The sequence below is a fragment of the Micromonospora sp. IBSANI012 genome (genome assembly GCF_052814045.1).
On record NZ_CP199933.1, the window covers coordinates 2,242,300 to 2,257,412 of the forward strand.

Consider the following 15,113-nt stretch of genomic DNA (forward strand, 5'->3'; position numbering starts at 1 on the left):
CCGGGCCCGCCGGGGTCGCTACGGACCTGATGTCTGAATGGCTCAGGCCGCTGCGGCGGGGTGGTGGTATCGGGGCCGTTGTCGAGCTGATGACGTGGACGGCTCAGGCTGCCGCCGACAGGACAGCCGTGTCGCGGCGCTGTCGAGCTGATGACGTGGACGACTCACGGCCCTCGCCGGCCGGGCAGCGGGGCGGACCGGGGCGGCCGAGACCCGGCGGGTCTCCTTGACCCTGTTGAAGGCGGTCGGCCCGCGACCCGAACGCACTGCTGCCGGTGCCGAGGGCCCGGGCGGACGCGCGGGTCACCGCGACGGATCAGCGTGCGGGCTGAGTCGTTCACGACATCAGGTCGACAGCGACGGGAACGCGGTGTGCGTCGGCCGGCCGGGGGGTGACCGGGCGGAGGGTCAGTGCCCGCCGCCGCCCGCGCTCCTCGCCGCGGCGCGCTGCTCGACCAGGGCACCGACCCCGTCGAGGATGCGCTCCAGGCCGAAGACGAACTCGTCGTCGGGGCCGGCCGGGGTGTCCAGCACGCCGGCGTCGATCACCGCGGTGAACGCCGGGAAGCGGTCCGGCCCGGCGAGCTTGCGGATCAGCTGGCCGTAGGAGGACATCGCGGCCAGCTCGTCGGGGGCCTTGGCCATGAACGAGGCCTGCACGTCGGCGGAGACGGTGGCGTCGTTGCGGCAGAAGCCGCTCAGCAGCATGATCACCGACAGCTTCTCGCCCTCGCCCAGCGCGGTGCCGCCCAGGCACTCCAGCCCCCGCTCCAGCCAGATGATCTGGTTGGGGGTGACCGGCGGGCCGAGGGTCGGGATGTGCAGCGCCCAGGTGTGCTTGCGCAGGATCGCGTGCTGCTCCCAGGTCCACCGGGCCAGCCCGGCGCGCCAGCCCTCGTCCGGCGAGTCGGGCCCGGACGGCGGCGTCTGGTAGATCGCGTCCATCATGAGCTGGAGCAGCTCGTCCTTGGCCGACAGGTAGCGGTACAGCGACATGGTCGAGGCGCCGAGATCCGACGCGACCCGGCTCATCGACACCGCCGACAGACCCTCGGACGCGGCGATGGCGACCGCCGCGTCGACGATGCGCGGAAGGCTCAGCGCGCGCTTGGGGCCCTTGTTCGGTCGGTCCCGCAAACCCCAGGCGTCCCCGATGTATCCCGGCAGCCCCGGATCAATGCTTCCGCCCATCGACTCCACTTTCCCTCGAGACGCCCGGCCGCGGTCATCCGCCCTTCGCCGCTGCCCGTCGCTGCGGTTCAGGGTATGCCGCCGCCCGAACGATGTCTGCACGGGATTGGGAACCGGACCGTCGGTGCCGTGACAGTAACCGTTCCGCCCCGTCCCGTGGTGCCGGCATAGGGGGCGCATCGCCGACCTTAGGGGGTGCGGAACCTGTCCGCCGTGCCGGCGCGCTGCTTGAATCGATCCGATCGATTCCCGCCGCCCCCTGAAGAGAGAGGCGTCGCAGCGATGACCGAAACAGCCGATGCCGTGACCACCGGTACCGAGCGCCCGGATTTTCCGCTGGACCGGCGCCGGTGCCCGCTCGCCGTTCCGCAGGAATACGAGCGGATGCGTGAGGAGAATCCACTCGCCCCGGTGACCAACCGGATGACCGGAAAACCCGTCTGGGCATTGACCCGCTACCGGGACGTGCGCCAGGTGCTCGGTGACCCGTCGATGAGTTCGAACGCCCGCAATCCCTCCTATCCGGCGCAGTTCCACGTGCCGGAGGAGATGCTGCCGTACATCGCTTTTCCGTTCCCGGCGATGGACCCGCCGGAGCACACCGTCCGCCGGCGAATGGTGATCCCCGAGTTCACCGCCGCGCGGATCAACAAACTCCGCCCGCGGATGCAGCAGATCGTCGACACGCAGATCGACCAGATGCTGGCCAAGGGCGGCCCGCTGGACCTGATGGCCGAGCTGGCGCTGCCCGTGCCGGCGCTGCTGTTCTGCGAGATGCTCGGCGTCGACCCGGTGCACATCGGCTATTTCCGCCGCTACGCCGAGACCACCACCGGCCGGGACTCGACGCAGGAGGCGGTGGCCGGCGCGATCGCCGAGATGGACGAGTTCCTCGACGAGCTGATCACCGAGAAGACCAAGAACCCGGGCGACGACCTGCTCAGCCGGATCGCGGCCCGGCTGCCCGACGAGCCCACCCTCGAACACGAGGACCTGGTCGCCATCGCCCGGGTGCTGGTGATCGCCGGCTCGGACACCACCGCCAACGTCGTCTCCCTCGGCACGGTGGTGCTGCTGGAGCACCCGGAACAGCTCGCCGAGCTCAAGGCGGACCCGTCGCTGTGGCCGGGCGCGGTCGAGGAACTGCTGCGCTTCCTCAGCATCCTCGACTCGGCCACCGTGCGGGTGGCCACCCACGACGTCGAGGTCAGCGGCGGCACCATCCGCCAGGGCGAGGGCGTGCTCGCGCTCAACGGCGCGGCGAACTGGGACCCGGAGCGTTTCCCGGAACCGGAGAAGTTCGACATCCACCGCAACGCCGAAGGACACATGGCCTTCAGTTACGGCAACCACATGTGCCCCGGCGCGAACCTGGCCCGGATGCAGCTCGAAACCGTCTTCCGTACGCTCTTCGAGCGCATTCCGGAGCTGCGCCTGGCCGCCGACGTCGACAAATTGTCGTACATGTTCGACGCGCACGCGTACGGGTTGCACGAACTGCCCGTCACCTGGTGAGCGACGGGTCGCCGACAATGCGTGTCGAGGTCGACCGGGAAACCTGCGTCGGTTCCGGCAACTGCGTGTACTTCGCGCCCACTGTGTTCGACCAGGACGACCGCGACGGTCTCGTGGTCGTCCTGGTGGAATCGCCGGAACCGGCGCTGCGCGCGGCGACCCGTACGGCCGCGCTGAACTGTCCGGTCGGCGCCATCTCGGTCGATCGGACCAATTCCGGCAGTCCGCCGGTCCGGCCCGCCCCCTAGGGGCGCGCTCGGGCCGGCGGAAGCCGTTGAGGGGTTGCCCCGGAATTAGGGGGTCGCCGCTATGGAACCGCACTCCCGCGAGTCGCTTGAATTGTGCCGACTCGATCCAGACGACGGTTCGGAGCAGAAAAAATGATCAAGCTTCCGGAGTCGGACGGCACCCTGACCGTCTACCACCCGACCCAGGCGCCGCGCGTGGTGCAGCCCGCCGACCCCTCCCCGTTCCGGACCCGTTCCGTGCTGGCCACCGCGCACGTGCTGGGTGACCCGCTGGCCGACAACGAGCCCTTCGGGCCGCCCGGCGGGTCGCCGCCGCCGCAGTCGCTGGACTGGGAGGCGACCCTGGCCTTCCGCCGGCACCTGTGGTCGTACGGCTTCACGCTCTGCGAGGGCATGGACACCGCCCACCGCGGCATGGGGCTCGACTGGCCCGGCGCCGCCGAGCTGATCCGCCGCTGCGGCGCCGAGGCGAAGGCGGTCGGCGGCCGGATGGCCGCGGCCGTCCTCACCGACCAGCTGGAGCCGTTCGCCCCGGTCACCCTCGCCGAGGTCCAGGCCGCCTACGAGGAGCAGCTGGCCGTGGTCGAGGAGGCCGGCGCGCAGCCGGTGATCATGTGCAGCCCGCACCTGAACGTCGCCGTCCGCGGCCCCGAGGACTTCGCCACCGTGTACGGCAACCTGCTCCGCCAGTCGAGCCGGCCGGCGATCGTGCACTGGATCACCTCGGAGTGGGACCCGCGCAACTCGGAGTACTTCGGCTACGAGGAGCCCGACGACGCGTACGACGCGCTGATCGCCATCGTCCGCGACAACCTGGACAAGGTCGACGGCGTCAAGATCGGGCCGGCGTCGCTGGCCCGGCAGGTCGAGTGGCGCAAGCGGCTGCCCGAGGGCGTGAAGTTCTACACCAGCGACACCACCGAGTACCCGGAGATGTTCGTCGGCGACGGGTCCGGGCACAGCCACCCGCTCACCCCGGTCATCGACGCGGTCGTACCGATCGCCGCCGAGGCCTTCCGGGCGCTGGACGCCGGCGACGACAGCCGGGCCCGGGGGCTGCTGGAGGAGACCTTGCCGCTCAACCGGCACCTGTTCAGCGGCGAGGGCCGGAGCATCTTCTTCTTCAAGACCGGAGTGGTCTTCCTGGGCTGGCTGGCCGGGCACCACGACCACTTCCGGATGGTCTGGGGCGAGCAGTCGGCCCGCTCGGTGCCGCACCTGGCCGCCGCGTACCGGCTGGCCGACAGCCTCGGCGCGCTGCCCGACCCGGAGCTCGCCGAGCGGCGGATGAAGCTCTTCCTCGCCACCTCGGGGATCGAGCAGTGAGCCGGGCCGTCGTCCTCGGCGGCGGCCTCGCCGGGATGCTCGCCGCCGCCGCGCTGGCCCGCGCCGTCGACGAGGTCACCGTCGTCGAACGGGACCAGCTCCCCACCGAGCCGCAGCCGCGCAAGGGGCTGCCGCAGGGCCACCACAGCCACATCCTCATGCGCGGCGGCGTCGAGGCCCTCGACCAGCTCCTGCCGGGCGTCACCGACCGGCTGTACGCCGCCGGCGCCAAGCGCCGGGGGCTGCCCTCCGGCGCGCTGGCCCGCGGCCCCGAGGGCTGGATGGAACGGCTGGACACCGACGCGTACCTGCTGCTGTGCAGCCGCGAGCTGCTCGACCACGCGGTCCGCGAGCAGGTGCTGCGCGAGGAGCGGATCGGCGTCCGGGAGGGCACCCGGGTCACCGGGCTGGTCGGCGACGCCGACCGGGTCACCGGCGTGCGGGTCGAGCAGGGTGGGGCGGAGCGCACCCTCGACGCCGACCTGGTGGTCGACGCCACCGGCCGGGCCACCAGCGCCCCGAAGTGGCTGGCCGACCTGGGCCTGCCCCAGGTCCGCGAGGACGTGGTGGACGCCGGCATCGTCTACGTCAGCCGCTGGTTCACCGCGCCGCCCGGCACCCGCGACGACTTCCCCGGCGTGATGATCCAGATGCAGGCGGGCACCGGCCGCCCCGGCCAGGGCGCCGGGCTGCTGCCGATGGAGAACGGCCGCTGGATCCTCAGCCTCTTCGGCAGCCGCGGCGGCGAGCCCCCCACCGACGAGGAGGGCTTCGCGCAGTTCGCCCGGGAACGGCACCACCCGATCATCGCCGACCTGATCGCCCAGGCCCGCCCGGCCGGGCCGATCCGCGCCTACCGGAGCATCCCGGACCAGCGGCGGCGCTTCGAGAAGCTGCCCGTGCCGGAGGGCTTCCTGGTGATCGGCGACGCCGCCCAGGCGCTGAACCCGGTGCACGGCACCGGCATGTCGGTCGCCGCGCAGTGCGCGCTGGCGCTGCGGACCGAGCTGGACGTGCGGGGCCTGCGCCCCGGCTTCTCCCGCAACGTGCAGGCCGCGATCGCGAAGATCAACCAGGGCGCCTGGCAGATCGCCGTCAACACCGACCAGGGGCTGCCGCACGTACGGGCCAACGTGCCGCTGCGCGGCGGCGCGTTCGCCAACAAGATGGCCGCCCGGGTCGCCCGGACCGGCTGCGGCAACCGCATGGTCATCAACACCGTGTTCAACGTGGCGTCGCTCTGCGCGCCGATGACCCGGATGATGACGCCCGCCTTCCTCTGGGCGGTGCTGCGCGGCCCCCGTACGCCGGCGCTGACCGCCGAGCAGGCCATCGCGCAGTTCCCCGAGTTCGGCGACCTCGTCAAGGTCGACGCGGCGCCCCGGTCCACGGCCAGCCCGGCCTGACCCATGCACGACCCGCAGACGGCTCACCTCGCGATCGGAACAGGCGGTGGTACCCGGTGAACCAGGAGATGCCGTCGCGGGACGGCGCGGTGCTGCCCTGGGTGCTCTCCGGGCGCGGCGCCGACGCGCTGCGCGGGCAGGCGGCCCGGCTGTCGGCGTACCTGGAAAAGGCCGCCGAGCCCCGGGCGGCGGACGTCGGTCACTCGCTGCTGACCACCCGGGCCCGGCTCGGCCACCGCGCCGTGGTGCTCGGCGCGGACCGCGCCGAGCTGCTGACCGGGGTACGCGCACTGGCCGTCGCCGCCGACGCCCCCGGCGTGGTGACCGGCACGGTCCTGCCCGACGCCCGGGCGGTCTTCGTCTTCCCCGGCCAGGGCTCCCAGTGGCCCGGGATGGCCCGGGCGCTGCTCGACGAGGCGCCGGCCTTCGCCGCCCGGCTCACCGAGTGCGCCACCGCGCTCGAGCCGTACGTCGAGTGGCGGCTGCTGGACGTGCTGCGCGACCCCGACTCGCCGCTCTGGGACTCGGTCGACGTGGTCCAGCCGATGCTCTGGGCGGTCATGGTGTCGCTGGCCCACCTCTGGCAGGAGCACGGGGTACGGCCCGCCGCGGTGGTCGGCCACTCCCAGGGCGAGATCGCCGCCGCCTGCGTCGCCGGCGCGCTCACCCTGGACGACGGCGCCCGCGTCGTCGCCCTGCGCAGCCGGCTCATCGGCGCGGAACTCGCCGGCCTCGGCGGGATGATGTCCGTGCTGCTGCCCCGCGACGCCGTCGAGGCCCGGCTGGAGCGGTGGGCCGGCCGGCTCCAGCTCGCCGTCGTCAACGGTCCGTCGTCCATGGTGGTCTGCGGCGAGGTCGCCGCCCTCGACGAGTTCCACGCCGAGCTGACCGCCGATGGCGTGCAGGTCCGCCGGATCGCCGTCGACTACGCCTCGCACTCGCACTACGTCGAGGGCATCCGGGAGAAGCTGATCGAGGCGCTTGCCCCGGTCAGCCCGCGTACGGCCGGGGTGGCCTTCTACTCCACCGTCACCGGGGGGCCGCTGGACACCGCCACGGTGACCGCCGACTACTGGTACCGCAACTTGCGCCAGACGGTCCGCTTCTCCGAGGCCGTCCGGGCGCTGCTCGCCGACGGGCACCGCGTGTTCGTGGAGTCCAGCGCCCACCCGGTGCTCACCTCCGCCGTGCAGGAGACCGCCGAGGCGGCCGGCGTCAATGCCGTACCGATCGGGTCGCTGCGCCGCGAGGACGGCGGGCTGCGCCGCTTCGCCACCTCGCTCGCCGAGGCGTACGTGCACGGCGCGCCGGTGGACTGGGCCGGCTTCCTCGCCGGCGGCCGGGTCGTCGACCTGCCCACCTACGCCTTCCAGCGGCGGCGCCACTGGAAGAACCCGACCGGGCGCACCACCGGCGCCGGCGAGGGCGCCCCGGGCCACCCGCTGCTGACCGGGCTGGTCCGGCCCGCCGACGGCGACGGGCTGCTGCTCACCGGCCGGCTCTCGGTGACCCGGCAACCCTGGCTCACCGACCACGAGGTGTACGGCCGGCCGGTGCTCCCCGGCGCGGCCCTGGTGGAGCTGGCCCTGCACGCCGGCGAGCAGGTCGACCTGCCACGAGTGGCGGAGCTGACCCTCGGCGTGCCGCTGGTGCTGACCGAGCGTGGCGCCGTCGCGCTCCAGGTCGTCGTCGGCGCCCCCGACGCCGACGGCGCGCGCCCGGTGAGCGTCCACTCCCGCCCCGAGGACGGGGACCGGCCGTGGACCCGGCACGCCGAGGGGCTGCTGGTGCCCGCCGCCCCGGCCCCCGCCGCCGGACCGGCCGACTGGCCACCGCGCGACGCGACCGCGGTCGACATCCGCGACGGGTACGCCCGGCTGACCGAGCGGGGCTACGGCTACGGCCCGGCGTTCCAGGGCCTGACCGGGCTCTGGCGGCACGGCGACGACCTCTTCGCCGAGGTGACCCTGCCCGAACCGGCCCAGCCGGACGCCGACCGGTTCGGGGTGCACCCGGCGCTGCTCGACGCCTGCCTGCACGCCGGCGTGATCGAGGACGCGGGCGGGGACACCCTGCTGCCGTTCGCCTGGACCGACGTCACCCTGCACGCCGTCGGGGCCACCGCGCTGCGGGTACGGGTGCGGCGCCTCGGGCCGGACCGGGCCACGATCGAGGCGGTCGACCCGGCCGGCGCACCGGTGATCTCGGTCGGCGCGCTGGTGGCCCGCCCGGTCGCCGCCGAGCAGTTGGCCGCCGCCGGTGCCCCGGCCGTGGAGCCGCTGCGCCTGGACCGCCGACCGGTCGACCTGGCGGCGGGCGTCGGCTCGTTCGACGGCTGGGCGGTGCTCGGCGCGGACCCGCCCATCGGCGCGCCCGCCACCAGCCACCCCGACCTGGCCGCGCTCCGGGCCGACCTGGACGCCGGTGTCGCCGTACCCGAGGTGGCGCTCTGGCCCGTCAGCGCCGGCGACGGCGACGTGGTCGACGCCGCGCACGCGGCGGCCCGGCGGGCGCTGCGGGTCGTCCAGGACTGGCTGGCCGACGAGCGGCTGGCCGGCGCGACGCTGGTGGCGCTCCTGCCCGACGCCGACGACGACCTGCTGACCGCGCCGGTGCGGGGCGTGCTCCGGGCCGCCGCGGCCGAGCACCCGGGGCGCTTCCTGCTGGTCGGCGCCGACGACGATCCCGCGTCCCTCGCGGCGCTGCCGGCCGTGCTGCGTCTCGGCGAGCCCGAGGTGACGCTGCGGGCCGGCGCGGCGGCCGTACCCCGGCTGGTGCGCGCCCCCGCGAACGGCGACGCGCCGCCGGCGCTGGCACCCGACGGCACCGTCCTGGTCACCGGCGGCACCGGCGGGCTCGGCGCCCTGGTGGCCCGCCACCTGGCCGCCGTCCACGGCGTGCGGCACCTGCTACTGACCAGCCGCCGCGGCCCGGACGCCCCCGGCGTCGACGCGCTGCGCGCCGAGCTGACCGACCTCGGCGCGCGGGTCACCGTCGTCGCCTGCGACGCCGCCGACCCGGTGGCGCTGCGCGCCCTGCTCGACGCCGTGGACGCCGCGCACCCGCTGACCGGGGTGGTGCACGCCGCCGGGGTGCTCGACGACGGCCTCGTGCAGTCGCTGACGCCCGAGCGGATGGCCGCCGTGCTGGCGCCGAAGGTCGACGCCGCCTGGCACCTGCACGAGCTGACCCGCGACGCCGACCTGGCGCTGTTCTGCCTCTTCTCCTCCGCCGCCGGGGTGCTCGCCCCGGCCGGGCAGGCCAACTACGCCGCCGCGAACCTCTTCCTGGACGCCCTCGCCGCGCACCGCCGCGGCCGGGGCCTACCCGCCCACTCCCTGGGCTGGGGGCTCTGGGCCGGCGGCACCGGGATGACCGGCCACCTCGACGAGACGGCGCTGCGCCGGCTGCGCCAGCAGGGCTTCGACGCGCTCTCCGAGGCCGACGGACTGGCCCTGCTCGACGCCGCGCTGGCCGGCGACGTCACCGCGCCGGTGCTGCTCCGGCTGGATCCGGCCGGCCTGCGCGCCCAGGCCACCTCCGGGGCGCTGCCGGCCGTGCTGCGCGACCTCGTCCGGGTGCCCCGCCGCCAGGCCCACCGGGGCGCCGGCGCCGCCTCGCTGGCCGACCGGCTGCTGCGGCTGCCGGAGGAGGAGCGCCGGCGCACCCTGCTGGACCTGGTCCGCGCCGAGGTCGCCGGGGTCCTCGGCCACGCCACCCCGGACGCCGTGGACGCCGGCCGCGCCCTCAAGGAACTCGGCTTCGACTCGCTCACCGCAGTGGAGCTGCGCAACCGGCTCAACGCGGCGACCGGCCTGCGGCTGCCCGCCACCCTGGTCTTCGACCACCCGACCGTCTCGGCGGTCGCCGCCCACCTCGCCGCGACGCTGCTCGGCGCGGGTCACCCGACCACCCCGGTCGCGCCGGCGCCGGCGGTCGCCGACGAGCCGATCGCGATCGTCGCGATGGGCTGCCGCTTCCCCGGTGGGGTCGGCTCCCCGGAGCAGCTGTGGCGGCTGGTCGCCGACGGGGTGGACGCCATCTCCGGGTTTCCCACCGACCGGGGCTGGGACACCGACGGCCTGTACCACCCCGAGCCGGGACTGGCCGGGCGTACGTACACCCGGTCGGGCGGGTTCCTGGCCGACGCGGGGGAGTTCGACGCCGACTTCTTCGGGATCAGCCCGAACGAGGCCGTGGCGATGGACCCGCAGCAGCGGCTGCTGCTGGAGTGCGCCTGGGAGACGCTGGAACGGGCTGGCATCGACCCGGCCACGCTGCGCGGCAGCGACACCGGCGTCTTCGCCGGCCTGATGTACCACGACTACGCCGGCAGCACCGCCACCGGCTCGATCGCCTCCGGCCGGGTCGCGTACGCGCTCGGACTGGAGGGGCCGGCGGTCACCGTCGACACCGCCTGCTCGTCGTCCCTGGTGGCGCTGCACTGGGCGGTCCGCGCGCTGCGCGCCGGGGAGTGCTCGCTGGCCCTCGCGGGCGGGGCGACCGTGATGGCCACGCCCGAGGTGATCCTGGAGTTCAGCCGGCAGCGCGGGCTCTCCCCGGACGGACGGTGCAGGTCGTTCGGGGCGGGCGCCGACGGCACCGGCTTCTCCGAGGGCGTCGGCCTGCTCCTGGTCGAACGGCTCTCCGACGCCCGCCGCAACGGGCACCCGGTCCTCGCCGTGGTGCGGGGCTCGGCGGTGAACCAGGACGGCGCGTCGAACGGGCTCACCGCCCCGAACGGGCCGTCGCAGCAGCGGGTGATCCGGGCTGCCCTCGCCTCGGCCGGCGTCCCGGCCGCCGAGGTGGACGTGGTCGAGGCGCACGGCACGGGTACGACCCTGGGTGATCCGATCGAGGCGCAGGCGCTGCTTGCCACCTACGGTCAGGACCGGCCCGCCGACCGGCCACTGTGGTTGGGGTCGATCAAGTCGAACCTGGGGCACACCCAGGCCGCCGCGGGCGTCGCCGGCGTGATCAAGATGGTCCTGGCGATGCGGCACGGGGTGCTGCCCCGCACGCTGCACGCCGAGGAGTCCTCGCCGCAGGTGGACTGGTCCGCCGGCGCGGTGGAGCTGTTGACCGAGGCGCGCGAGTGGCCGGTCGACGGGCGCCCCCGCCGGGCCGGGGTGTCGTCGTTCGGGATCAGCGGCACCAACGCCCACGTCATCATCGAGCAGGCCCCGGACGACGTGGCGACCGTTGCGTCCGGCTCCGGCGCTCTCGGCTCTGGCACCTCCGGCTCCGACGTCGCCGTCTCCGACGCGTCCGGCTCTGGCGCGTCCGGCTCTGGCGGGGACGGCCCGGGCGTGGAGTCCGGGGTGACCGGTGCACTGCCGTGGCTGGTATCCGCGAGGTCGGTACCGGCGCTGCGGGCCCTCGCCGGTCGGCTGGCGGAGGTCGCCGGGTCGATGGACCCGGCGGACGCGGCTGCGGCGGCTGGCACCCTGGCGACCGGCCGGGCGCTGCACCCCCACCGGGCCGTGGTGCTGGGCGCGGACCCGGCGGAACTGTCCGCCGGCCTGGCCGCCCTGGCCGCCGGCGAGACCGCGCCGAACACGGTGGTCGGCACGCCCCGGGGCGGTCGGCTGGCAGTGTTGTTCACCGGTCAGGGCGCGCAGCGCCTGGGCATGGGTCGTGAGCTGTGCGACGTGTTCCCGGTGTTCGCCTCGGCCTTCGACGCGGTGGTGGCGGAGCTGGACGCGCATCTGGATCGGCCGTTGCGTGAGGTGGTCTGGGGTGATGACGAGGAGCTGATCCGGCAGACGGGCTATGCGCAGGCCGGCTTGTTCGCGGTCGAGGTGGCGTTGTTCCGGCTGGTGGAGTCGTGGGGTGTGCGGGCCGATTTCGTGGCGGGGCACTCGATCGGTGAGTTGACTGCCGCGCACGTCGCAGGGGTGTTGTCGCTGGCGGATGCAGCGCGTCTGGTGGCGGCGCGGGGTCGGTTGATGCAGGCGTTGCCGGCTGGTGGGGCGATGGTGGCGGTGCAGGCGTCGGAGGAGGAGGTGCGGGCAGCACTGTCGGGTCAGGATGCCTCTTTCGCGTCCTACCGACCTGATGACGTAAACGATTCAACCTCCAACGGCAACGGCAACGGCACCGGCAACGGCACCGGCACAGGCCTGGCGGCAGGTGCCGGTGTGGACATCGCGGCCGTCAACGGTCCCCGGTCGGTGGTCATCTCCGGCCCCGAAGCCGCCGTGCTGCACGTCGCCGAGCACTTCACAGCGCAGGGCCGCAAGACCACGCGACTGCGGGTCAGCCACGCGTTCCACAGCGGGCTGATGGATCCCATGCTCGACGAGTTCCGGACCGTCGCATCGGAGCTGACCTACGCCGAGCCGCAACTCCCGGTCGTTTCGAACCTGACCGGCGCTCTCGCCACCATCGAGCTGACCGACCCCGACTACTGGGTCCGCCACGTCCGCGAGGCGGTCCGCTTCGCCGACGCCGTCACCGCCCTGCGCCAGGCAGGCGCGACCACGTTCCTGGAACTCGGCCCGGACGCCGCCCTCACCCCGATGATCGAGGGCATCCTCAGCGACGATGCCACGATCATCCCCAGCCTGCGCCGGGGACACGACGAACAGCGGCAGGCCCTCACCGCCCTGGCCAGGCTGCACGTCACCGGCACCACCGTCGACTGGACCTCCCTGCTCCCGCAGACCACCCGCACCGTCGACCTGCCCACCTACCCGTTCCAGCGGCAGCGGTACTGGCTCGCCGCACCCTCCACCGCCGACCTCTCCGGCTTCGGGCAGGTCGCCACCGGCCATCCGCTGCTCGGCGCCAAGGTGAGCGTCCCCGACGACGACCTGCTGGTGCTCACGGGCAGGATCTCGCTGCCGGGGCAGCCCTGGCTGGCCGACCACGACCTGCACGGCCGGGTCGTCTTCCCCGGCACCGGCCTGCTCGACCTCGCCCTGCACGCCGGTGCGCAGGTCGGTTGCGACCGGCTGGTCGAGCTGACCGCCGAGACCCCGCTCGTCCTCACTGACGAGGCGGCCACCGTACGCGTGGTGGTCGGGCCGCCCGACGACCACGGCGCGCGGCCGGTCGGGGTGCACACCCGCGGCGCCGACGAGGAACTGCCGTGGACCCGGCACGCCACCGGCGTGCTCGCCCCCGGCGGACCCACCCCGCCCCCACCGCCGGCCGCCTGGCCACCCCCGGGCGCGGTCCGCGCGGACGTCGAGGACGTCCACCGCGGCCTGCTGCGCCACGGCTACGGGTACGGTCCGACCTTCCAGGGTCTGCGGGCGGTGTGGCGACGGGGCACCGAGCTGTTCGCCGAGGTGAGCCTGCCCGAGGGGGCCACCGCCGACGGCCACGAGATTCATCCCGCGCTGCTCGACGCGGCCCTGCAGCCGCACCGGCTCGACGACGCCGCCGGACCGGTCCAGCCGTCGGTCTGGCGGGACGTCACCCGCCACGCCGCCGCCCCGGCGACGCTGCGCGTACACCTGGTGCCGGTCGGCGGCGGGGTCACGCTGACCGCCACCGACGCCGACGGCCGCCCGGTGCTCACCGTCGGGCACCTGGAGAGCCGGCTGGTCGGCGCCGCCGAACTGGCCGCCGTCACCGGCGCCGGCGACGAGAGCCTGCTCCGCCTCGACTGGGTGCCCGCGCCCGAGTCCGCCCCCGACGCGGCGCCGGCGACCTGGGCGGTGCTCGGCGAGGACCCGTTCGGGGTGGTTCCCGACGCGCCCGCGCACCCCGACCTGGCCGCGCTGCTCGCCGCCGTGGACGCCGGCGCGCCGGAACCGGCGTACGTGCTGCACGCCCCGGCCACCCCGGCCGGGCAGGGGCCGGAGGCGGTCCGCGCCCTGCTCACCGACCTGCTCGCAACGCTGCGGGACTGGCTGGCCCAGAGCCGGCTGCCCCGGACCCGGCTGGTGCTGCTCACCCAGGGCGCCGTCGGGGCGGGGGAGCTGCCCGCCGACCCGATGCTCGCGCCGGTGTGGGGGCTGGCCCGCGCCGCCCAGTCCGAGCAGCCGGGGCGGCTGGTACTCGTCGACACCGACGGCAGCGGACCCTCCTGCGTGGCCCTGCCGGCGCTGCTGGCGTACGACGAACCGGAGCTGGCCGTTCGCGACGGCCGCGCGCTGCTGCCCCGGCTCACCCGGGCCTCCGCCGGGGCCGGCGCGCCGCCGCGCTGGGACACCGGCGGCACGGTGCTGGTCACCGGCGGGACCGGCGGGCCCGGCGCGGCGATCGCCCGGCACCTGGTCGCCGAGCACCGGATCGACCACCTGCTGCTCGCCGTCGACCCCGCCGAGGACGCCGACAAGGACCTCCTCGCCGAGCTGGCCGAGTTCGGCGCCGACGTCACCGTCGCCGCGTGCGACCTCACCGACCGGGCCTCGGTGGCCGCGCTGCTCGACTCGATCCCCGAGGAGCACCCGCTCACCGCCGTCGTGCACGCCCCCGCCGTACGCGAGGAGAGCCTGCTCGCCACCACCGCGCCGGAGGCGTTCGCCGCCGCCCTGCGCGCCACCGTCGACCCGGCCTGGCACCTGCACGAGCTGACCACCGACCGGCCCCTCGCGGCGTTCGTGCTGGTCTCCTCGGCCGCCGGGCTGATGTTCGGCGCCGGCCGGCCGGCCACCGCGGCGGCGGCCACCTTCCTCGACGCGCTCGCCGCCCACCGGGCCGCCCGCGAGCTGCCCGCCACCGCGCTCGCCTTCGGCGCGTGGGAGGCCGGGCCGCCGTGGCTGGACCGGATGGGCCTGCACCCGCTCGGCGTGGCCGAGGGGCTGGCCCTGGTCGACCGGGCGCTCCGGCAGGCCACCCCCGCCCTGGTCCCGGTACGCCTCGACGTCGCCGCGCTGCGCGCCACCGGCGACGCGCTGCCGGCGCTGCTGCGTCAGGTGGTCCGGGTACCGGCCCGCCGTATCGCGCCGACCGGTCCCGGCCTGGCGCAGCGGCTCGCCGGGCTCCCCGACGACCAGCGGGACCGCTTCCTGCTGGAGCTGGTCCGCACCCACGTCGCCGCCGTCCTCGGCCACCCCGACTGGCGTTCGGTCGAGCCGGACCGGGCCTTCCAGGATCTCGGCTTCGACTCGCTGGCCGCCGTGGAGCTGCGCAAGACGCTCAGCGAGGCGTGCGGGCGGTGGCTCTCACCGACGCTGGTCTTCGACTACCCGACCTCGCGGGAACTCGCCGCCCACCTCGCCGCCGAGCTGGGCGCGCGGGACGTCGCCGAGGACGACCCGGTGCTGACCGAACTGGACCGGCTCGCGGCGGTGCTCGCCGGCCCCACCGACGGCGACCCGGCCCGGGTCACCGCCCGGCTGGAGGCGGTGCTGCGCGAGTGGCGGACCCGGCACGACCCGGCCGGGCCGGACGGCACGGACGACGACCTGGCCACGGCGACCGACGACGAACTGTTCGCGGTGCTCGACAACCTGGGGATGGGCTGAGCGGC

The 15,113-nt window shown here is 75.0% G+C and carries 5 protein-coding genes and 1 pseudogene; 5 read left to right on the plus strand and 1 reads right to left on the minus strand.

Annotated elements, in window-relative coordinates; genetic code table 11:
* Window positions 1–408: 408 nt before the first annotated feature.
* Entirely contained in the window at window positions 409–1,191 is a 783-nt protein-coding gene (locus tag ACTWM8_RS10435; RefSeq protein ID WP_446213630.1) for a TetR/AcrR family transcriptional regulator, read from the minus strand.
* A 303-nt stretch (window positions 1,192–1,494) separates the two neighbouring features.
* Between ACTWM8_RS10435 and ACTWM8_RS10440 the strand changes: the two genes are divergently transcribed.
* The 5 genes and pseudogenes from ACTWM8_RS10440 to ACTWM8_RS10460 form a co-directional block, all read left to right on the plus strand.
* Window positions 1,495–2,706 carry a cytochrome P450 gene (locus tag ACTWM8_RS10440; RefSeq protein WP_377606305.1) on the plus strand — a complete coding sequence of 404 codons (1,212 nt, stop codon included), beginning with the start codon at window positions 1,495–1,497 and terminating at the stop codon, window positions 2,704–2,706.
* A complete protein-coding gene (locus ACTWM8_RS10445; RefSeq protein WP_238450351.1) occupies window positions 2,703–2,954 on the plus strand; it encodes a ferredoxin in 252 nt (83 codons plus the stop codon). The genes ACTWM8_RS10440 and ACTWM8_RS10445 overlap by 4 nt, the downstream gene beginning before the upstream one ends.
* 132 nt (window positions 2,955–3,086) lie before the next feature.
* Window positions 3,087–4,280: a DUF993 family protein gene (locus ACTWM8_RS10450; protein ID WP_446213631.1), complete on the plus strand. Its 1,194-nt coding sequence runs from the start codon at window positions 3,087–3,089 to the stop codon at window positions 4,278–4,280.
* Complete coding sequence (locus tag ACTWM8_RS10455; RefSeq protein ID WP_446213632.1) at window positions 4,277–5,686, plus strand: NAD(P)/FAD-dependent oxidoreductase; 1,410 nt, start codon at window positions 4,277–4,279, stop codon at window positions 5,684–5,686. The genes ACTWM8_RS10450 and ACTWM8_RS10455 overlap by 4 nt, the downstream gene beginning before the upstream one ends.
* Before the next feature lie 161 nt (window positions 5,687–5,847).
* Window positions 5,848–15,108: pseudogene (locus tag ACTWM8_RS10460) on the plus strand (SDR family NAD(P)-dependent oxidoreductase); the annotation flags it as partial.
* Window positions 15,109–15,113 lie beyond the last annotated feature (5 nt).

What these genes read in the sequence shown, in the direction of transcription:
- ACTWM8_RS10450 (WP_446213631.1), top strand. Translation starts at nt 3,087, where the DNA reads ATGATCAAGCTTCCGGAGTCGGACGGCACCCTGACCGTCTACCACCCG.
- ACTWM8_RS10435 (WP_446213630.1), bottom strand. Translation starts at nt 1,191, where the DNA reads ATGGGCGGAAGCATTGATCCGGGGCTGCCGGGATACATCGGGGACGCC.